This is a genomic window from Glaesserella parasuis (genome assembly GCF_002015085.1).
Taxonomy (GTDB): Bacteria; Pseudomonadota; Gammaproteobacteria; order Enterobacterales; family Pasteurellaceae; genus Glaesserella; species Glaesserella parasuis.
Map to the genome: position 1 here is coordinate 16,127 of NZ_MUXW01000015.1, position 21,796 is coordinate 37,922.

Here is a 21,796-nt window from a genome sequence, read left to right on the forward strand (position 1 = left end):
GTTGTTTTAGTCTAAAGTTTGGATGTATATGAATGTGGATATTATTTTATACAATAATATTTTCTATTAATCTAATTAATGTTTATTGGTAAATCACTATTATGATTTTTTCAAATGTGATTTGATATAAGAGAGAAATATAATGGCTAATTTGTCCCCTGATGAAGCAATTGAGCTTGCATATGATATTTTTTTAGAAATGGCTTCAGATAATTTAGAGCCTGCAGATATTTTACTTTTTAATTTGCAATTTGAAGAACGTGGAGCGGTGGAAATGGTTGAAACTAGTGAAAATTGGGAGCAAGAAATCGGTGTTTTAATTGATCCAGATGCTTTTGCTGAAGTTTGGATTGGTTTGATAAATCAGAATGATGAGATGGATGATATTTTTGCACGTTTTTTAATTTCCAATGATGCTGAGAATAGAGAATATCATGTAATTTGGAAGAGTTAGAGGATGTAATTGAGGGGACGGAGTCAAGGTAACCATTAATTTATTTTAGTCTAATCTTTTTAATCTGGATATAATAAAGGCAGCTTTTGAGAAGCTGCCTTTATAGTCATTATTTTTCGATCTCTTGTGGCAACGCCAACACTGTTTCCACTGGTTTGGCTTCGACATTGACCTCTTTCAGATCTTCTTGTTTTAATCTATTCGCTAATTCGACATCGTGGGTCTGCTCTGCGACATACAGTGCCATAATGCGATCTTTCGCGATACACTCTTTATGCTCAAGCAGTTGCACAAAGTAAGGTTTCGCTTTGTCGAAATGTCCTGCTCTGGTGTGGATATAACCTAGTACACGCGCGTAATCGTCACTGTAACGCTCTTCCGCTTTGCTGTTGCGTTTTAAGAGAACTTTGAATAGTTTATGTTCTTCATCAACTTGTAAGCGTGTTAATTCTGGATAGAGCAACACAAGTTGTTCATCTTGATATTTTTTCACAGTTTCAAGAGCGATTTCTTGAGCAGACTCGTGATCGTCTGTGTCAATTAAGCGTTTAATCAAGCCAACGCGAACGTAAATAGAACGACGGCGGCGGCTTGGTTGATTATCCCACCATTTTAATAAGCCTTCTTGACCTTCTTCATTCATAATTTCATCTAATAAGCCGTCATTGACTTGCTGTTCAAGTCTTTCGTACTCTTCTGCCAATAAGAAACTACGTTGTCCGATTTGTTCTAATACGTCATCGAGTGCTTTGTAAGCCTTCGATTTTTGGTAGATTTCAATCGCAAGGCGTAAGGCTTCAACGTTGTTTGGAGCAAGGACTAATAAGCTATCGACCGCACTGCGTGCCGCAGGGAGTTTGCCTTGTAGCAGTAAAATTCGTGTGCGAGCAATTTCAACGGCAACATTGTTTGGGCCAGCGATTTTAGCGGCTTCAATTAAATACTTGTTCGCATTGAGTTCGTCGCCTCGTTGTTGAGCAGCTTCGGCAGCTTTGATGAAGTTTAACACTGGCTCGGCGGCGTGTTTTGCATTTTTTGCAATTAATCTCTCCGCTTTAGAGTAATCCCCTTCGGTCATTTTCATTAAGCCTTTGAGGGTTTGCTGTTGTGCTTTTTTACGTTTGCGATCGCCAAACCATTGATAAGCACCTCGACTTAACCCAAAGAAACGGCGGACAATCCACTCTATTGCATAAACCACTGCCATAGCTACCGCAAAAAAGACCACGAGCATTACTAGGCTCATTTCAATCACTTTGCCTGCGGTTTCAATGCGTACATAACCTTGATGCCCCGAAATATAAGGCCCTAAAATTAAGCCTGCAAGGACAATTAGCATTAAAAAGAGAACGCGAAACATAATCTATCTCCTATTGTTGCTCTGTAGCAGGTTTTGCTTCGGTTGGTGTTTCTTGAGCTGGTGTTGCTTGCTCAAGGGATTTGTCTTGTTCCAACTGAATTTTGCTAATCGGTTTAGGGGCTTTATTGAGCAGTTGATCTAATAAGCCTAAACTGTGCAGGCGATTTGGTGCGTCAATGTAGATAGATTGTTCAATCATCTCGTCAATTTCTTTTAAGAAGGTTTTGACTTGTTCATTCTGCACATCAAAGTAACTTCTCACCCAAGTGCTAACTGCTTCAAGCGATTGTTTATAGAGTTCATTTTGCTGACGTGGGATTGCCAAAATCGCAATTTGTAAACGTAAGCGGATATTTTCTCGTAAGTAAATCTCTTGATTTGGTGCAACAAAAGCTTTCTCTTTTGCCGTCGCTTTATCGCTAATGCGGATAAAGTGATTTAAGAAAGAGTTCGCACTTTTTTCTAGGTTTTGTTGCCAGTCTTGCACTGAGTTACTCACTTCGCCTGTGTCAACACTTTCTTCTTCCGCCGTGTTGTCGATCATCGGCATATCATCAAGCAAATTCGCTAATTGCGTTAATCGTTGCATTAAATTATTTTGATCAACATTGTTTACACTAGCAAGTTGGCTGAGGTCTTGTTTAATCGCTTCACGAATGTTAAGAACTCGATTATCGCTCACTTGGCTTAATACGTTATCCGCTTCAATAAGCAAGCTACGAGCCGTATCAATATCGTTATCTAACACTACTTTGCGTAAGGCATTGTTAAGTAAGAAATCAGCGTCAGATAATAGCCATTCACTTTGGTCTGCTTTTGGTGTCGCCCCTAATTTTTGAATTTGGCTTTGTAGGGCGTTGATTTGCTGAGTATAAGCCGTTTGTGCATTCTCTAACTGTGCAATTTTATCTAATGATTGTTGATAATCTTGAGTAAGTTTGGCAATTTTGACTTTTTCTTCATCAAAGTTAGGGATTTCAGCAACTGTTTGTTCGGGTTGATTTTGGGTTGCTTTTGCTTGTAATGCTTGAATTTGTGTATCAAGTTGAGCAAATTTTTGGTTGCCGAAGAAATACCCTGTTGCCCCCACGCCTAAGGCAATCAAGATAGCCAGCAGAGAGAGTGCTTTTCCCCCTGATGATTGTTTTGGTTGTTCTGATTGAATAGGTTGAGCAATTTCCACTTGTTTTTCCTCTTCTTCAGTTTTTGGATCAATAGCGGTGACTTCCTCTGTCTCTTTTACCATTTCTGGCTCAGAGACTACCGCTTGTTCTACATCGACTTTCACATCTTCAGTCACGACTGGCTCAAGGTTTTCTGCAACGTTTTCTGTTGCTTCAACCGCTTTTGGCTTTTTGCTCTGTTTCGACATAATGTTCACCTATTTTAGTTAAAATTTCCCACAGTTGAGTATTGTTTCCAGCAGACTATGATTATCCGCTTTCATTGAAATTTGAATTTGTTCGCTTTTCCAGCCTGATTTTCGGGCAAGTGTGGCGATACGTTTGCCAACCACAATTAAACGACATTGGTAGAGCCAAGGCAGATCCGCTTCTGCGGTCTGTTCGATAAACGTGGTTAAAATCTCACCGCTTGTCACGACAATGGTATCTGTTCCTGCTCGTTTTGCGAGGCTTATCTGTTCGCTTAAATTATCCGCCAACATTGTACGGCGATAACATTCGAGGATCTGCACTTCAGCACCTCGTGAAGTTGCCTGTTCAGCAAAAAATTCTCGCCCTGTATCTGCGCGTAAAATCAGAACATTTTTTCCAGACAACTGAGCCATTTCAGGCAGTGCCAGTAGCCCTTCACTGTTTTCTGATTGAATAGGGTAACGTACCGCTTGTTCAATTTGGGAAGCGAAATGGTTTGCCGAACGTTGTCCAACGGCAAAATAGAGTAAATCACTTCGCCAGTGAAATCCCGTTTGCTTTAAGGTTTCAGTTGCAAAATCAACGGCATTTTTTGACACGGCAAAAACATAATCCCCCGAATTTAAACGAGATAAACTGCTTGGCAAGGTCGGCAAATCCGCCCCTGCTTCAACTCGAAACAGCGGTTGATGAATGGCAAAAATTTGCTGTTCTGCCAACATTTCAACTAATTGTTGCCCTCGATGATCGGGACGTGTAATTAAAACATTCATACTATTCGCTTTGATAAACGGTTTTTAAAATGTGATCAGCCCCTTTTGCAAGTAACGCTTCTGCCACTTCAACACCTAATTTCTCTGCCTCTTTTATGTTGCCTTTTGCTGACGCTCTTACAATGGTTGAACCGTCTAATGAACCGACGAGGGCATTTAATTCAATTTCATCACCTGTTAATGTTGCAAAACCGCCGATAGGCACTTGGCAACCGCCTTGTAAACGACTGTTCATTGCTCGCTCTGCTTGTACACAGTAAGCGGTCGGTTGGTGATTTAACTCTGCAAGATAGGCTAACACTCGCTCGTCATTCAAACGGGTTTCAATCCCAACTGCCCCTTGCCCACAGGCTGGTAGTGATGTTTCTACAGGGATAAAGGTGCGGATACGTTCGCTTAAGCCTAAGCGGATTAAGCCTGCTGAAGCTAAAATAATCGCATCATATTCACCATTATCTAATTTGCTCAGGCGAGTTCCGACATTGCCTCGTAAGGATTTGATCTGTAAATGCGGATATTTTGCCATTAGCTGACATTGACGGCGTAGGCTTGATGTCCCCACAACAGCCCCTGCTGGTAAGGCTTCAAGGTTTGCATAGTGATTAGATACAAACGCATCTCTTGGATCTTCACGCTCACAAATGACCGCAAGCCCTAGCCCTTCAGGAAAAGTCATCGGTACATCTTTCATTGAATGGACGGCAATATCTGCTCGGTTTTCGAGTAAGGCTAACTCTAACTCTTTGACAAATAAGCCCTTTCCACCGATTTTTGCTAACGGTGTATCTAAAATGATGTCGCCTTTTGTTACCATTGTAACCAGCTCGACTGATAATTGTGGAAAACGCTGTTCTAATGCGTCTTTAACGAAATTTGCCTGCCAAAGTGCTAGAGGACTTTGACGAGTAGCAATGCGTAAAATCTCTTTCATTCGTTTACTTTTCTTTAAATAAAGATAGCCGTTATCCTACCACTATTTGCCCTTTCTTGCCAAAAAAATTGAACAGTGATCTTGACGACAATAAAAGAAACATTAAAATTCGCAACGCTTTAAAAAAGCAGTTCGGATGAAGATAGCTGGAGAGTGGGGAATAACCCTACACCGACGAGGTAAAATCTTTCAGGTGCGACAGCGAGGACAGCTATTGGACGAACCCTTGGAGAGATCCACTCTGCATAGCAGAAAATGGACGCCGAAGGCGAAAGCAATGAATGCGAAACGCTCAGGCAAAAGGACAGGGGAGAAAAGTAACCATCATTTCAAGCGGTGGGATTATATTTATTGCTTTTGTGTCAGGTATCCTTGAAACACGCAAAAAATTCATCACATCATTCCGCTTGTCTTATTGCTTTTCTTTCCTTGTAAGTTATTTTTACGAGGAATTATTTATGTCAATTGACATCATTCTTAGCTCAATAAATAGTATCGTTTGGGGACCACCACTGTTGTTATTAGTTTCAGGTGTGGGGATCTACTTCACCCTTAAACTTAAATTACTGCAATTTTTCCACTTACCTAGAGCCTTTTCTTATATGTTCAAATCAGAAAAAGGCGATAATCAATCAGGGGATATTTCTGCTTTAGGTGCATTAGCCACTGCACTTGCCGCCACTATCGGCACAGGTAATATCGTCGGGGTCGCCACTGCTATTCAAACTGGAGGACCAGGGGCAATTTTCTGGATGTGGCTCATTGCCCTGTTTGGTATGGCAACTAAATATGCCGAATGTCTATTGGCGGTGAAATTCAGAGGCAAAGATAAAGACGGCTATATTGCTGGCGGACCGATGTACTATATCGAAATGGGTATGGGACAGAAATGGAAATGGCTGGCAAAACTGTTTGCGATATTTGGGGTAATGGTGGCTCTCTTTGGTATTGGTACTTTCCCTCAGGTCAATGGAATTACCACATCATTACAAGATACGTTCAACATTCCGATTAGCATTACCGCCGTTATCTTAACGCTTACCGTTGCGGCAATTACACTCGGCGGTGTAAAACGTATCTCAAAAATTTCAATGGTGATCGTGCCTTTTATGGCGATTAGCTATGTTGGGGCTTCCCTGCTGATTTTAGTGCTTCACGCCGATAAGGTGCCAGATACCATTGTCTTTATCGTAAAAGCCGCTTTTAACCCCGAAGCTGCATTAGGCGGTGTAATTGGTTTTACCGTCTTACAAGCTATTCAAGCTGGGGTTGCTCGTGGGATATTCTCTAACGAGTCGGGCTTAGGCTCTGCACCTATTGCCGCAGCGGCTGCACATACTAAAGAGCCTGTTCGTCAAGGGTTGATCTCAATGACTGGTACATTCCTTGATACCATTATTGTCTGTTCAATGACAGGCTTAGTGATTGTATTGACGGGGGTATGGACAGGTCCGACACAAGGGGCGGTTTTAACTAACTCAGCTTTCTCAGAAGGTTTAGCAAGCTCTATCGGAGCAATGATTGTCACCATCAGCCTTGTATTTTTTGCATTCACCACAATTTTAGGCTGGTGTTACTACGGCGAACGTTGTTTAGTCTATCTGACAGGCGGACGCACCAAAGGAATTAAATTCTACCGCTTGATCTTCATTATGCTGATTGCCGTTGCACCATTTATCAAACTCAATACGATTTGGACAATTGCAGATATTGTAAACGGCTTAATGGCATTCCCTAACTTAGTCGCGTTGATCGGCTTACGCCACGTTGTGATTGAAGAAACCAGAAGTTATTTTGAGAGATTGAAGAAAGGGTTGGTGGAGTAGTTATGATAGATTTTAAATATCTATAGGAATTTAAAGTCTTATGTGAAACGGGCTGTATTAAGGGAATACAGCCCGTTTATTATAATCTAATCAATTAGTTTACGTTTTGCTTGTGCACGTTTACCTAGAATTACGGTAATAACGAATGCAATTGACGCTGAAATTGCCATACCAACACAGTACATCGCAAGGCTTTCAGGTTTAATTGATGGAATACCTGGTAAACCTGCTGCACCTAATGCGATTGCTTTTACATTGAATAGTGCGATAAATGCACTTGATGTACCCGCTGCAATCATTGCTGCGATAAATGGATAACGGTAACGTAAGTTCACACCGAACATTGCTGGCTCTGTGATACCTAATAATGCTGAGATACCTGATGGAACAGCCATACCACGCACTTTCGCATCTTTCATCACGAATGCGGCACCTAAACACGCTGCACCTTGAGCAATGTTAGACATTGCAGCGATAGGGAAGATAAATGTACCGCCAGTGTTCGCCACTTCTGCTAATAATTGTGTTTCTACCGCAATAAAGGTTTGGTGCATACCTGTGATAACGATTGGTGCGTAGAATGTACCGAAGATCGCACCGCCTACAAAGCCTAAGCTATCGTATAACCAAGTTAAACCTGCAGAGATTAATGAACCTGCTTCACGACCTAATGGACCAATGATAGTGAACGCTAAGAAACCTGCAATGAATAATGAGAATAATGGCGTGATTAAGTTATCCAAGAATGAAGGAACAACTTTGCGGAAGCCTTTCTCTAAAGTTGCTAATACCCACGCAGAAACTAAAGTAGGGATAACAGTACCTTGATAACCTACTTTCTCAATTTCTAAACCAAGTACATTCCAGTACTGGATTTTGCCATTTGCAAGGGTTAATGCATAGTTCCAACCGTCTGCTAATGCAGGGTGAACTAATAACATACCAAGTGCAGCCCCTAAGAATGGGTTACCGCCGAATTTACGGGTTGCAGAGAAACCTAAAAGAACTGGCAAGAACACGAATGGTGCATTTGCGAAAGTGTTCATTAAGTCCACTAAATCCGCAATACCTGGGTACATATCAACAACATTCAAACCTTCTGCAAAGAAGCCTTTTGCAGTAAGCATTGAGTGAATACCCATTAACAAACCGCCAGCGACGATAGCCGGAATGATAGGTACGAAAATATCCGCTAAACCTTTTACAACGCTTTGTAAGAAACCTTGTTTGTCAGCACCAGTACTAGCAACTTCAGATGTTGTCATATCGCCAATACCTAAGATTTTCGTCAATTCAGCGTGAACTTTATTTACTGTGCCAGAACCAAAAATAATTTGGTATTGACCTGCAACCGAGAACTGACCTTTAACGCCTTCAATGTTCTCAATGCCTTCTTTATCGATTAAAGTTTCATCTTTAACCACCATACGCAAACGGGTTGCACAGTGTGCTGCGGCAGAGATGTTATCTTTGCCCCCGAGTTTATCAATCACTTGTTGAGCGATTTGAGGAAAGTTCATAGTTACCACCTATTGTGTATAGAAATACTAAAAATTAAACAGTGGCATTTTAACTAAAACGGTTTAGCTAAGAAAGCAAATTTTGCTAAAACGTTTTAGTTTTGTAATCTAGATCACATTTTTAGCAAGTTTAGCTACTATGAGAATAATGCGTCTGATAGCATATGAAGGATTTGTTATAATTGAATATTCTCAGTGTTACAAATTAGAGAGAACAAATATATTTTTTAGGAAATATGGAACTTATTTTTAAAATGCTTCTCTAATTTATGTAGAAGTTGATTCTATTTTTCTATAGAACAGGAGAAACAATGAAAAAATCATTATTAAGTTACAGTTTATCGTTAATCTTAGGCTTAGGAGCGGTGGCTTCCTTGCCTGTTTTTGCAAATTCTGCGACCCAACCTACCATTATCACAAATACTCAACAGCAGTTAGGCTTTGAACTAATCAAAACAACCATTAATAAAAGCCCAACGGATAAAGCTATCTATCAAGGTATTCGCCTTGCGAATGGAATGGAAGTATTGCTGATTTCAGATGACAAAGCAAATAAATCGCTAATGTCTGTCGGTTTGCCTGTCGGTTCAATGGACGACCCAGTTAAGCAACAAGGTTTGGCTCACTATTTAGAACATATGATTTTGATGGGGTCAAAAGCCTTTCCTGAAACCAACAGTTTAGATGGCTTTTTAACGAAAAACGGGGGCTACAATAATGCCTTTACTGCGTCAGATCGTACCGTTTATTATCTTGAAGTAAATAACAACGCCTTTGATGAAGCGGTGGCTCGCCTTGCTGATGCTTTTGCACAACCGCTATTGTCCGAAGCGAATGCCAAAAAAGAAGTGAATGCGGTTAATGCGGAGATGGTGCGAGCAAAATCCAACGATGGCTTTTTAATGCAAGATGTTAATCTTGCTACCGCTAACCCTAACCACCCGATTACTAAATTTGCCGTTGGGAATAATGTCACTCTATCCGATAAAGCCGAGAGTAAGTTACAAGATGAATTAGTGAAATTTTATCAACAATACTATTCTGCAAACTTAATGAAAGCGGTGCTTTATGCTAATCAACCGATTGAAAAACTAGCAAAACTCGCAGAACAGACTTTAGGTAAGGTTGAAAATAAAAAGCTCACCGCGCCGACGGTGGATATGCCATTTTTCCGTGCAGAAGATAAATCGGTGATGATCCATTATAAACCAGTGAAACCCAGCAAGATGTTAGCAATTTCCTTTGATATGCCTGAAGATAAAGCTCAGTTTAAGCATAAAACAGGGGATTATCTCGCTTATGTGTTCAATAATAATACTGACGGCACATTGTCCGATTATTTGATTAAACAAGGACTGTCTGACAGCGGTGTTCAATCAGTAGCGAATAATGATGTTAGTCGCAACCGTGGCGATTTTACCTTTTATATTGAATTGACTGACAAAGGCTTAGCAGAACAAGACAAAATTATCTCGTTGGTTTTTCAGCAAATTGAAGCAGTTAAAAAAGCAGGTATTCAACAGAGCTATTTTGATGAGCTAAAAGAGAGCTTAAGCCAAGAGTTTCAACATCTTCAGACGGAAAAAAGTGGCAACTATGTTGCCGATTTGGTGAGCCAAATGATGAGTTATCCGCTCGAAAATATCATCGACCAGCCTTATGCCATTGAACAAATGGATACGCAGGCGATCAATGCAAAACTTGCAGAGATGACCTTAGCCAACGTGCGTATTTTGCTCGTTGATGATAAAGCGAAAACCGATAAAAAAACCAAATATTTTGAAGCACCTTATGCAGTGCATAAAATCAGCGAGCAACAAAAGGCAAAATGGCTCAATTTTAGCCAAAATCCTGAGCTTAAACTGCCTGCGTTGAACCCATACTTTGCAACGGATTTCAGCTTAAATGAAAGCGATAAATCTCGTTTAAAACCGCAACTGATTGAAGCAGAACAAGGCACGCAAATCTATGCAATGCCAAGCCACTATTTTGGTAACGAGCCAAAAGCTAAAATTTCATTAGGGTTAGGCATTACGCCAAAAGTAGAAGATCTCAGACAATCAGTCAGTGCAACGTTGCTTGGCTATATGAGTGATTTAGTCCAGAACAAAATTGATTTCCAAGCCTCTATTGCAGGAATGAGTGCGAGTGTATCAATGGCAGAAAATGGCGTTGTATTACAAGCGGATGGTTACACCCAAAATTTAGCAAAATTGCTGAAAGATAAAATGGTGTTATTCCAACAATTTACGTTAAGTGAAGATACCTTAGCTCAAGCGAAACAGCGTTATCTTGAAGCCTTAGATCGTGCAGAAAAAGAGAATGCTTTACGCCAAGCAAATGCGGTAATTACTCGTTTCTCCAGTTATCCCTATTTTGAAATGGCAAAACAACGAGCAATGATCGAACAGATCAGCTTGGCAGATATTCAGCAAATGCGTGAAAAATTGCTGAACAAAGCGACATCATTACGCGTTCTTGCGGTAGGAAATCTTTCAGATAACCAAGTGAAACAGATTGCAACAGAAGTCGAAACGGTCTTTAACAATCAAAATAGCCAGATTGATTTAGGACGTTATCTCGACATTAATCAGAGCCAACGCAAGCTAAATCATATTAAACAGATTTCTCACGAAGATAACGCCTTAACAATCGCCTATTTTCCAAAAGGTTATGATGAGTTACAGGGATTAAGCCGTGCCAGTTTATTAAAAGATATTCTCTCACGTTGGTATTTTGATGATCTGCGTACAGATAAACAGCTAGGTTATGTGGTTTACGCCTATAACACCCGTATCGGCACAACATCAGGCTTGCAATTTTCGGTACAAAGCCCGACGGCTTCACCAAAAGAGATAATGCAACATAATGAACGCTTCTTCAAAGAAAGTTTGGCTAAACTCAACGCAATGAGTACCGAAGAGTTTGAAAAATATCGAGCAAGCCTACTTGAAGTGTTACAACATAAGCCAGAGTCCTTAGATCAAGAATTTGCTGAATTTGTCACCGATTTTTCACGAGGCAACGGGCAGTTTGACCATAAGGCAAAATTGATTGAATTGATTAAACAGCTCACTAAACAAGATATTCTTGATTTCTATCAGCAGACCATTATCGACCAAACAGGTTTTGTTTTTGCCAGCCAAGCCGTTGGTAAAAATCCGAAAATTAGCCAAGTCGCAGAACTAAAAGGCTTTGAGAAGGTTGAGAGTGTGGAAGCATTGCAGAAGGGGTTTGAGATTAAGCGGTATTAGTGTTTTGTAAGCCTTTAATGGCACATGTTTGATTAAGTAAAACATGTGCCATTGTAAGATAGGTATAGTTACCAAAGTGTTGGGAAGAAGGAAATTTTCTTTACAACGAGCCCATTTTAATATTATTACGGATACTACTCTTTAATTAAAAGGATTTATATAACTGTCGAGTATGTTCTAATAGCTTACGGCGTGAAAAGAAAAATTGCCAACGGCTACCGCCCATTTGTTGCCACAAAATCCCTGCACGGATACCTGCCAATAGCGACGCTCTTACCCGATTTTGAATATCAGGGCGAGAGAGGTAATCGTGCATACCCAAAACGTGAATGCGAGAACCCAGTGGGCTGATAATATCGCTATAAATACTCGCAATGTTCGCAATCATCTGATCGTGTAAAATATCGTTATCATAGAGAGCAAGCTGGCGTTCAAGTTGTTGCAAACGTTGTGCTAAATTCGCTTTTGCTTGGGGATTTTTAGCTAACTTTTGGCTTAACGCTAATATGCTGATCCAATAGCGACCAATTTCTGTGTCAAGTTTCCCATTCGCCCCACCAAATTGAGCTAATGCGGTTTCTAACCCTTGCTTCAAATGAGCTAAATCGCCCCCGAAAACATCAAGTGTTGAGTCAGGTTGGGTAATAAGTAAACTAGAAAGAGAGTGTCTAAATGCATCACGATCCGCAAAGCCTTTATGAGCAAATTGTTGAACAAGGCTTGCAGACTGGCATACGCCAGCTAATGCGATGGAAATATCTTGATAGTGAGCCATTTTCTTGAAAAAAAATTTACAAAATTAGCTGGGAATATAGCATTTTTTCATTAAGTTTTGAACGCTTTTATTTTATTGCATTTTCCCCTTGTATTTCCTAAATCTACCCCCATAATGTACAAATTCTATTTTAGGAGAGCAATCCAATGGCAAGAAAAAAGAAACCTATTGAATTACCATTACTTCCACTGCGTGATGTGGTTGTGTTTCCTTATATGGTAATGCCGTTATTTGTTGGACGTGAAAAGTCAGTCCAAGCCTTGCGTGCAGCGATGGATACCAACAAACAACTGTTTTTAGTGACACAAAAAGATCCAAACAAAGAAGATCCTACGGCAGAAGATATTTATGATGTCGGGGTGATGGCGAATATTATCCAAATGTTAAATCTTCCAGATGGCACGGTGAAAGTGCTGGTGGAAGGTCAAGTGCGTGGCAAAATTGAACATATTCGTGATGATGAAAGTGGTTTTTGGGCTGGCGTTTCCTCGATGCCTTCTGATTATCAAGATGATAACGAAGAGTTAAAAGCGATTGCCAAAACTGCACTCAACGAATTTGAAAATTACGTTAAAAGCAATAAAAAAGTCCCTGCAGAAATTTTGCCGAAATTGCAAAAAATTACCTTTGAAGACCGCTTGGCAGATACGATGTCTGCAAATTTGATTGCTTCGGTAAAACAAAAACAGGCGTTGTTGGAAGAGCCTAATCTTATTGCTCGTTTTGAAGCTTTGTTGTTAGCGATGGCAACGGAAATGGACACAATGGAAACCGAAAGCCGTATCCGTAACCGTGTAAAACAGCAGATGGAAAAAAATCAGCGTGATTATTATTTGAATGAGCAAATTAAGGCAATTCGTAAAGAGCTGGGTGGCGAAGAAGAAGCGGAACAGAGTGAATTAGATAAGCTCAAAGAGAAAATTGCTGAAGCAAAATTACCAAAAGAAGTACAAGAAAAGGTGGATAGCGAGTTTAATAAGCTGAAAGCAATGCCACAAAGTTCTGCTGAAGCGACAGTTGTGCGTAGCTATATCGACTGGATTTTACAAATGCCGTGGCATAAGCGGTCTGTTGTGAAGAAAGATTTGCAAAAAGCTCAAGAAGTGTTGGATAAAGATCACTACGGATTAGAGCGTGTTAAAGAACGTATTTTGGAATACCTTGCGGTACAAAGCCGTTTGAACAAGCTCAAAGGTCCGATCCTTTGCTTAGTTGGGCCACCGGGCGTGGGGAAAACGTCACTGGGTCAGTCGATTGCCAATGCGACAGGCAGAAAATATGTGCGTATGGCATTAGGTGGCGTGCGTGATGAAGCGGAAATTCGTGGTCATCGCCGTACTTACATCGGTTCAATGCCGGGACAGTTGATGATGAAAATGGCAAAAGTTGGCGTGAAGAACCCGCTTTTCTTACTCGATGAAATCGACAAAATGGCACAAGATATGCGTGGCGATCCTGCGTCTGCACTGCTGGAAGTGCTTGATCCTGAACAAAATAAAGCCTTTAACGATCACTATTTAGAAGTCGATTACGATCTATCTGATGTGATGTTCGTGGCAACATCAAACTCAATGCACATTCCACCTGCATTGTTAGACCGTATGGAAGTTATTCGCCTTTCGGGTTATACGGAAGATGAAAAAATGCACATTGCTAAAGAGCATTTGATTGCGAAACAGCAAGAGAATAACGGCTTGAAAGCTGGTGAACTTGTGATTGATGATAGTGCGATTTTGGGCATTATTCGTTACTACACCCGTGAAGCTGGGGTGCGTAGCCTTGAACGTGAGATTGCGAAAATCTGTCGTAAAGCGGTAAAAGCGTTAGTGATGGATAAGAAGCTCAAATCGATCACCGTTATCCAAGAAAACTTAAAAGATTACTTGGGCGTACAGCGTTTTGATTACGGCAAAATGGATAGCCAGAACCGTATCGGCGAAGTGACAGGTTTGGCGTGGACGGAAGTTGGCGGTGATCTATTGACGATTGAAACCGCTTCTGTGGCTGGTAAAGGGAAGTTCTCTTACACAGGTTCTCTTGGTGATGTGATGAAAGAGTCCATTCAAGCGGCAATGATGGTCGTGCGTGCAAGAGCTGAAAAATTAGGTATTGCGAGCGATTTCCACGAAAAACGTGATATTCACGTTCACGTTCCTGAAGGTGCAACGCCGAAAGATGGCCCAAGTGCAGGTATTGCAATGTGTACTGCATTAATCTCTAGCTTAACGGGCAATCCAGTGCGTGCAGATGTTGCAATGACGGGTGAAATTACCTTACGTGGTAAAGTCTTGCCAATCGGTGGCTTAAAAGAGAAATTGTTGGCGGCACATCGTGGTGGTATTAAGACTGTGATTATTCCAAAAGAGAATGAAAAAGACTTGGAAGAAATCCCTGAAAATGCAAAACAAGCTCTAGCCATTCACGCTGTCGAAACCATTGATGAAGTGTTGGCAATTGCATTACAAAATCCACCTGAAGGGATTGAGATTGTGTCAAAATCTATTCCATCAATTAAAGTGAAGAAAACAAAGGCTCGTCCGGCTATGCAATAAATAGTTGATACTAGCTAAGGTGACTATGCCTCATTATTTAGAGTGTAATAGACAAATTTTCTGCTAAAAATGGTTTAAAGCCTTGTACTATACGGTATTATAGGCTTTAAGCCGTTTTTTAGCAGTCATTTTGTAAACTATGCCAAACAATTTCAAAATTAGAAAATCGCTCTACGCAAAATTTGAATTTCTACTATCTAAATAATCTTATTTACTAAAAACGTCAAAACTTCATAATGTGCCGTATGGGGAAACATATCGAATAGTTGGACTTTTTTGAGTTCATAATGGCTGAGTGAGGCAAAATCTTTTGCCATTGTTTCTGCATTACAACTAGAATAAATCAAGTAGGGTGAGCCGAGTTGATTGATAAATTCGGCTAACGGTTTTCCGATTCCCCGCCTTGGTGGATTGACGATCACAAGATCGGGCTTTGTTCCTTGTTCATTCAAGGCAAATTGAGCCGAGTCCAACGAAGCGAATTTGACATTTTGTAAGCCAAGTTGTTGGGCGGATTTTGTGGCACTGGCGATGGCAGAGGCAGAAATCTCAATGCCTGTAAGTGCGACATTCGGATTATTGGCTTGTAATGTGTGGGCACAATGTAGCCCAAAGCCCCCAACACCGCAGAACAGATCCCATAGTTGGGTAATCGGCAATGCTTTTATCCACGCTTGAGCAGTGTGATAAAGTTGGCTGGCGACCGTTGGATTGGTTTGGAAAAATCCTTGCGGACGAATAAATAGTGGAATTTGATTAAAGCGTTCTTCTAACACTTGCTGTTCCGTCAGAAAAATCTCTTGTTCACCTTCCAAAATGGCGGAATGTTTCGGTTGTATATTCAAACTCACCACCGATTTTTCAGGCAGTTGAGCCAGTAACATCGGCAATTCACGCTCAACAAGCGGTCGTTTTAGCTCACTTCTTAACACAAAGCGGATCATCAAAGATTGATTATGCTGACTTTGGGTAATCAAGATGTATTTGAGTTCGCCCCGTTTTTTTGCCACGTTGTAAGGCACAAGCCCAGCCCGTCCGATAAAGGTTTTCAGAATAGGAAAAAGTGACGTAAAGGCTTGCGGATAGAGCGGACAGTCCGTTAAATCCTCTTCATTTAAAATCCCTAAAATCGGGCGTTCAACACTGCCTGTGACTACCATTTTGGCTTTGTTACGAAAATGTGCCAACGGCGATGTAACCGCCGGTAAAAATTCTGTGCTTTGCAAAAGATAAGGCGAAACTAACCGCTTGAGATCAGCGCTTTTCTCTGCTAGCTGTTCGGTGTAGCTTTTATGAAGCCATTGGCACGAATTGCAACGGTTCTGTTCAAAATGGTGGCAGTTGAGTTTAGGCATGTTGGGCTTTCCATTCCAACCATTGATCTTGAAGTGTAACAAGTTGTTGATGAGCCTGTTGCCAACGTGGGCTGGCGGTTAATTCCGACCAGCTAATTTGCTTCCGTTTCATTAGGCTTAAGTAGCGTTCTTTCTGTGTTGGGGTAGGTTGATATTTCAAATTATCTAACACTTGCACCACACCGTCAGGCTCATTGCAGAGTAGTAATAAATCACAACCTGCTTGTAAGGCTTTCTCGCTTCGTTCTACATAGTTCCCCATAAAACCAGCCCCTTTCATTCCTAAATCATCAGAGAAGATCACGCCGTTAAATTGCAACTGTTTGCGTAAAATCTCTTTTAGCCAGTAACTTGAACCACTGGCAGGTTGGCTGTCACATTGGGTGTAAATAACGTGAGCAGGCATAATCGCCGATAATTTTCCTTTGGCGATCAGCTGTTTAAACGGCTGAATGTCGTGATTGAAGATCGTTTCTTTTGGGCGATCATCAAAGGGCGTTTCAAGATGAGAATCGGCAATAACGTGACCGTGACCTGGGAAATGTTTGCCTGTGGCTGCCATACCGATTTCTCGCATACCGTCAATAAAGGCTTCAGCGACAGGTAGCATTGTGGCTACATCTTCCCCAAACGAGCGATCGCCGATTGCCTTGCTACAATGCCCGAGATCCAACACAGGGGCAAAACTTAAATCAATATCTAATGCAAACATTTCTGCGGACATTAGCCAGCCAGCTTCTTGGGCTAGTTGCAAGCGGTCTAATTGTAAAAAAGATTGCATTGCAGGCAATTTGGTAAATCCTTCACGGAAACGTTGCACTCGACCGCCTTCTTGATCGACGGTGATTAATAATGGCTTTTTCACTCGTTGGCGGACAGATTTAACTAGAGCTTGTAATTGGGTTTTATCGTGAAAATTGCGTGTAAAGAGAATAAGTCCTGAAACCAGTGGGTGTTCGAGTAACTCTTGTTCTTCTTGAGTAAGTTCGTAGCCAGCAAGATCGATAAGTAGCATGATAAACCTTTGTAAAAATTATTATTTTTCTTTTAAGAAAGTCAGTACTTTTGCCAAATCCCTTGTCCGTTTCGACGGTGGTAGGCTTTTCAAAAAAGTTGAGCCATATTGTCGCATTACAAGACGAGAGTCACAGATAATCACCGCCCCCCTGTCCGTTACATCGCGGATCAAACGCCCCACACCTTGTTTTAAGGTAATCACCGCCTCGGGAATTTGAATATCATTAAAGGGATCGCCACCTTGCAACTTACAATCTTCCATTCGAGCCTTCAGCAATGGCTCATCGGGTGCGGTAAAAGGCAGTTTGTCGATAATCACCAACGACAACGCATCGCCCCGTACATCAATCCCTTCCCAGAAACTTTGCGTTGCAACCAGTACACTATTTGGCTCTGCAACAAACTTCTCAAGCAGACGACTTTTACTGGTTTCCCCTTGCAACAACACGCTCAACGAACTCTGTTCTCTTAAAAAATCCGCTAAACCACGCATCATAAAATAGGACGTACAAAGTAAAAAACAACGCCCATTATTCGCTTCAATCACAGGTTTGAGCAACTGCCCCAATTCCGTTAGTGTATGGGATTTATTGGTATCCGGCAGATAACGTGGCACACAGAGCAACGACTGATGAGCATAATCAAACGGGCTTTGCAACACCATCTGTTCTGCATTCTCAATGCCTAGCCGCTGGCAGAAATGGTCGAACTTTCCGCCGACTTCAAGGGTTGCAGAGGTAAAAATCCAACCAACTTGATTTGCTCTCATCTGCTCACCGAATTTATCGGCGACCGTCAGTGGCGTAATGTGCAAGCCGAAGGAACGCCCATTGATTTCATACCAATAACAATAGCCGACAACACTAGTATTGCCCAATCTTTTTAACTGTGCTTTGACTTCAGCCAAACGTTCAAAGATTTTATCCAAGGTTTCTGAACGACCGAGCGATTTTTTCACAACTTCGCTTAAAAAATCAATGTTCTCATTCAGCTTAGCAAAGCCTTCGATCACTTTCGGATCTTGCAAAATTTCACGCAAATTCCCCCGCTTGTTACCGTCCCCTAGCAACAAACGGAAATCCTGCACCACTTTTTGTAGATGATCGGACGCTTTACCCAACTGAGCAAGATCTTTCAACTCTGTACGATAAACAATGTTACTGTCTTTGCAAATATCAAATAATTGACGAGATGTCAGCGATTGCCCAAAGTACTGGCTAGCAATATCGGGCAACTGATGTGCTTCATCAAAAATAATCAGCTCTGCATCAGGGATTAACTCACCAAAGCCTGTTTCTTTCACAGCCATATCGGCACAAAATAGGTGATGGTTCACCACAACCACATCAGCTTCCAACGCCCTACGTCGAGCTTGTACCACATAGCACTCTTTATAATTCGGGCAATCCGATCCCAAACAGCTTTCTGCCGTCGAAACTAATTGCGGTAAAATCGGACTATCTTCCGCAATGGTGATACATTCGCTCAAATCCCCTATTTTTGTTCCCGTGTGCCATTTCCGCACCTTCGCCAAATCCGCCAACACCGATTTATCGCCAACCACACCCATTGCGATCACCTGATCTAACCGCTCTAAACAGAGATAATTAGCACGCCCTTTCAATAACGCCACTTTTCCCTTATATTTCAAGGCTTTTTGAATGGTTGGCAAATCACGATTAAATAACTGATCCTGCAGATTTTTAGAACCCGTAGAAATGATCGTTTTTTTGCCCGATAGCAACGCTGGCACAAGATAAGCAAAGGTTTTCCCCGTTCCCGTCCCTGCTTCAATCACCGCACTTTTGGCAAATTTCACGGCTCTTCCAACCGCTTGTGCCATTTCTAACTGAGCATCTCGCGGACGAAAACCGTGAATGTTTTGGCTTAACGTGCCTTCGGGGCTAAAAGCGTCGGTGATTTTTTCGGATAGTTTCATTTGAATAAGTAACGTAAAGAATCTTACATCCATGTAAGAGATTTAACGATAGTTGGAGAATGGAAAATACATCAATAATCTGTACTCAGAATATTAAATTAACACTATTTTGTACCAAAAATCTTATCGCCAGCGTCGCCTAAGCCTGGGATAATATAGCCGTTTTCATTTAAATGGCTATCAATTGCAGCGGTATAGAGTTCAATATCAGGGTGAGCTTCTTCAAGTGCTTTAATACCTTCAGGTGCGGCAACAAGCACTAACACTTTGATTTGTTTACAGCCTGCAGCCTTTAAAAGATCAAGGGTAGCAATCATCGATCCACCTGTTGCTAACATCGGATCAACCACAATTGCTAAGCGTTCGCCCACATCGTTAGCTAATTTTTTGAAATAAGGCACAGGCTCTAAGGTTTCTTCGTTACGATAGATACCCACAACGCTAATTCTCGCACTTGGAATATGCTCAAGTACGCCGTCCATCATACCTAAACCTGCACGGAGAATAGGCACAACGGTCACTTTTTTACCTTTAATACGTTCAATTTCAACTGGACCATTCCAACCTTCAATGGTAACTACTTCCGTTTCCAAATCTGAGGTCGCTTCGTAAGTTAAAAGGCTACCAACTTCCGTTGCTAAGGCACGGAAATCTTTAGTGCTTACATCAGCGGCACGCATTAAACCAATTTTATGTTTAATAAGCGGGTGTTTTACTTCAACAATTTTCATTTTTGGTCTCCGGTTATGTTTAAAAAAAATCGGGCTATTCTATCAGAATTTAGCAAAGAAAGTTTAATCTAGATCAGATAAAAGTTCCCAAAATGCCCGAATGATCGGTTCTTGCAAACGGCGTTGCTGAACGCAAACACCTAACTCAAATGCATCAATCGGGGTTTCTAATTGAATATGGGAAATCTGGTTTGCCACAGGGCTTTGTTGCACCACAACATCGGGGATCAACGCAACACCACAGCCCAAGGCAACCATCGGCACAATCGCTTCGTGTCCTTCCACTGTCGCATAAATTTTAGGCTCTTTAATTTTTTGCAATTTAAACCAATGATCTATCCGCTTGCGAGCAGGCCCATCAACGGGCAAGATAAAAGGCATATTCTGCCAATCAATCGGCGTTTTCTGTAACAATTGCGTTGCAGCACAAGCAATTCGCGGGGCAACTAACGATAATTGAATATCATCAATATAGTGAAAAATAATGTTATTCGGCAAGTTTTCAGGCTTCCCTGCAAGAGAAATATCCGACTGCAACGATTGAACGCTATACAGTGCTTTAGCAGGATCGCCTGTACTCAATTTGATCTCAATCTTGGGATAGCGTTTTCTAAATTTCGCTAAAATGCGTGGTAAGTGGCTGTAAGAAGCGGTTACAGAGCAGAAAAGTTTAAGCTCGCCTTCCAATTCAGTTTGATCTGGAGAAAAATGTCGTTGAATTTGTTGCCATTCCGCCCAAGTCTGCTCCGCAAAATGTGAAAAACGTTCCCCCGCTTCTGTCAAAATCACTTGCCGATTATCTCTTAAAAACAACGGCTGCCCAATCTCTTGTTCCATACGTTGAATATGGCGAGAAAGGGTAGAAGCACTCATATAGTTTTTTTCTGCAGTGCGAATAAAACTACGGGTTTGAGTGATGTCTAAAAAAAGTTTAAGGGATTGGAGGTCCATTTATTTATATTTCAACATACAATGTTATACAAATATACATAAAAATAATCATTTTCTATGTCAAATACATATGTAATATTTTTCACTATTTAAATTCAACAGTTCTTCTACGAATTTTTTCAACAAATCTTCTAAATTCTTTAGCTATACTATTTAGTATATTTTTTTTCTTTCTATACTCACCAATTTTCTTAAGGCGAATTGCTCTATCAGTTTCAAGATAACTTGGTAAGGCTGATACTTCATTATTATAAAATCTTTCTTGAATGCACAAGGCAGGATTTAATTGAAAAACAGTTAGTTCTTTATTTAAGATAAAATGATTAAATAAGAGTTCATCAATAGCGTCTAATGAATTTGGTGGTAATTGCTTGATTAACTCAACTGCTTTAACTGCAGCTCTCTTAGAGATTATATATCCAGCAGCTCCTACATACGATCTGTTTAACTTGAAAATCTCTCTATCTAATACAGAATAGCGGGGCGTTCCTTTAATTACTTTTTTAGGAAATGATTCTAATTTTATAATAAATTCTTTTCTTACATCTAAATGCTCAAACCAGTCATAATTATTTAAATATTTATTACTATTTTCACCTAAGATAATATCATCTTCAAATATAGTAAAATAATCATAATTTTCATTAATACCTTTTAATAAAAGCATATAATGGCTCATAAAACAGGCTTTTTCTACTTCAGTAAGCGAACTTTCTTTTAAATTAGGAAGATAGTTATTGATATGCTCATTAAGTATCTCAGATGGGTATAATGCATCAAAGAATGCAAAATCTATATTATGTATTTTAAATTCAGAAATAATATGCTGTCTTCTTTTTTCAGAATCTTTTAAACTAATGACATAATTAACCATTATAATTTCCTTCAATATGAATTAACTCTATTTGTTATTCAAGTAATTATTAAAACTTTTCCATAATCATAGAAATAAGGAAGAACTTTAAAATATAGCATACTTGTA

The 21,796-nt window shown here is 40.6% G+C and carries 16 protein-coding genes and 1 riboswitch; of the genes, 4 read left to right on the top strand and 12 right to left on the bottom strand.

What is annotated here, in order from left to right; all coding sequences use genetic code 11:
- The first annotated feature begins 142 nt into the window (after positions 1-142).
- Positions 143-454, top strand: coding sequence for an HI1450 family dsDNA-mimic protein (locus B0183_RS05310; RefSeq protein ID WP_005711639.1), 312 nt, complete (start codon positions 143-145; stop codon positions 452-454).
- A gap of 109 nt (positions 455-563) precedes the next feature.
- On the opposite strand, the gene B0183_RS05315 is transcribed toward B0183_RS05310, so the two are convergent.
- From B0183_RS05315 to hemC, 4 genes are read right to left on the bottom strand one after another with little or no spacing between them, the layout of a single operon-like run.
- Positions 564-1,814: a heme biosynthesis protein HemY gene (locus tag B0183_RS05315; RefSeq protein ID WP_078208459.1), complete on the bottom strand. Its 1,251-nt coding sequence runs from the start codon at positions 1,812-1,814 to the stop codon at positions 564-566.
- Positions 1,815-1,824: 10 nt separating this feature from the next.
- Positions 1,825-3,186, bottom strand: coding sequence for a uroporphyrinogen-III C-methyltransferase (locus B0183_RS05320; protein WP_021116108.1), 1,362 nt, complete (start codon positions 3,184-3,186; stop codon positions 1,825-1,827).
- A gap of 18 nt (positions 3,187-3,204) precedes the next feature.
- Positions 3,205-3,963: a uroporphyrinogen-III synthase gene (locus B0183_RS05325; protein WP_078208460.1), complete on the bottom strand. Its 759-nt coding sequence runs from the start codon at positions 3,961-3,963 to the stop codon at positions 3,205-3,207.
- 1 nt (position 3,964) lies between these two features.
- Entirely contained in the window at positions 3,965-4,894 is a 930-nt protein-coding gene (gene hemC / locus B0183_RS05330; RefSeq protein ID WP_016527703.1) for a hydroxymethylbilane synthase, read from the bottom strand.
- Between the two features lie 216 nt (positions 4,895-5,110).
- Positions 5,111-5,212: riboswitch (glycine riboswitch) on the top strand.
- 140 nt (positions 5,213-5,352) lie between these two features.
- Here hemC and B0183_RS05335 point away from each other — a divergent pair.
- Positions 5,353-6,720: an alanine/glycine:cation symporter family protein gene (locus tag B0183_RS05335; protein WP_078208461.1), complete on the top strand. Its 1,368-nt coding sequence runs from the start codon at positions 5,353-5,355 to the stop codon at positions 6,718-6,720.
- Positions 6,721-6,806: 86 nt separating this feature from the next.
- Here the strand turns inward: B0183_RS05335 and B0183_RS05340 are convergent, their stop codons facing one another.
- Positions 6,807-8,240: a sucrose-specific PTS transporter subunit IIBC gene (locus B0183_RS05340; RefSeq protein ID WP_021118387.1), complete on the bottom strand. Its 1,434-nt coding sequence runs from the start codon at positions 8,238-8,240 to the stop codon at positions 6,807-6,809.
- 311 nt (positions 8,241-8,551) lie between these two features.
- On the opposite strand from B0183_RS05340, the gene ptrA reads away from it, so the two are divergent.
- Positions 8,552-11,494, top strand: a complete 2,943-nt coding sequence (gene ptrA, locus B0183_RS05345) for a pitrilysin (RefSeq protein WP_078208462.1) — start codon at positions 8,552-8,554, stop codon at positions 11,492-11,494.
- Between the two features lie 145 nt (positions 11,495-11,639).
- On the opposite strand, the gene hflD is transcribed toward ptrA, so the two are convergent.
- Positions 11,640-12,269, bottom strand: coding sequence for a high frequency lysogenization protein HflD (gene hflD, locus B0183_RS05350; RefSeq protein WP_021113746.1), 630 nt, complete (start codon positions 12,267-12,269; stop codon positions 11,640-11,642).
- Between the two features lie 146 nt (positions 12,270-12,415).
- On the opposite strand from hflD, the gene lon reads away from it, so the two are divergent.
- Positions 12,416-14,821, top strand: a complete 2,406-nt coding sequence (gene lon / locus B0183_RS05355; RefSeq protein ID WP_078208463.1) for an endopeptidase La — start codon at positions 12,416-12,418, stop codon at positions 14,819-14,821.
- 197 nt (positions 14,822-15,018) lie between these two features.
- On the opposite strand, the gene rlmC is transcribed toward lon, so the two are convergent.
- The 6 genes from rlmC to B0183_RS05385 form a co-directional block, all read right to left on the bottom strand.
- On the bottom strand, positions 15,019-16,176 hold the full coding sequence (gene rlmC, locus B0183_RS05360; protein ID WP_075592892.1) for a 23S rRNA (uracil(747)-C(5))-methyltransferase RlmC: 1,158 nt from the start codon (positions 16,174-16,176) through the stop codon (positions 15,019-15,021).
- Positions 16,169-17,191 carry a beta-N-acetylhexosaminidase gene (nagZ, locus tag B0183_RS05365; protein ID WP_078208464.1) on the bottom strand — a complete coding sequence of 341 codons (1,023 nt, stop codon included), beginning with the start codon at positions 17,189-17,191 and terminating at the stop codon, positions 16,169-16,171. Before nagZ ends, rlmC begins: the two co-directional genes overlap by 8 nt.
- Positions 17,192-17,212: 21 nt before the next feature.
- Positions 17,213-19,132 (bottom strand): ATP-dependent DNA helicase, encoded by a 1,920-nt coding sequence (locus B0183_RS05370; protein ID WP_078208465.1) that lies wholly within the window; start codon positions 19,130-19,132, stop codon positions 17,213-17,215.
- A gap of 104 nt (positions 19,133-19,236) precedes the next feature.
- Entirely contained in the window at positions 19,237-19,863 is a 627-nt protein-coding gene (gene upp / locus B0183_RS05375) for a uracil phosphoribosyltransferase (protein ID WP_010787093.1), read from the bottom strand.
- A 63-nt stretch (positions 19,864-19,926) separates the two neighbouring features.
- Positions 19,927-20,814 carry an HTH-type transcriptional activator IlvY gene (ilvY, locus tag B0183_RS05380; RefSeq protein WP_078208466.1) on the bottom strand — a complete coding sequence of 296 codons (888 nt, stop codon included), beginning with the start codon at positions 20,812-20,814 and terminating at the stop codon, positions 19,927-19,929.
- An 85-nt stretch (positions 20,815-20,899) separates the two neighbouring features.
- Positions 20,900-21,688 carry a glycosyltransferase family 25 protein gene (locus B0183_RS05385; protein WP_021109785.1) on the bottom strand — a complete coding sequence of 263 codons (789 nt, stop codon included), beginning with the start codon at positions 21,686-21,688 and terminating at the stop codon, positions 20,900-20,902.
- Positions 21,689-21,796 lie beyond the last annotated feature (108 nt).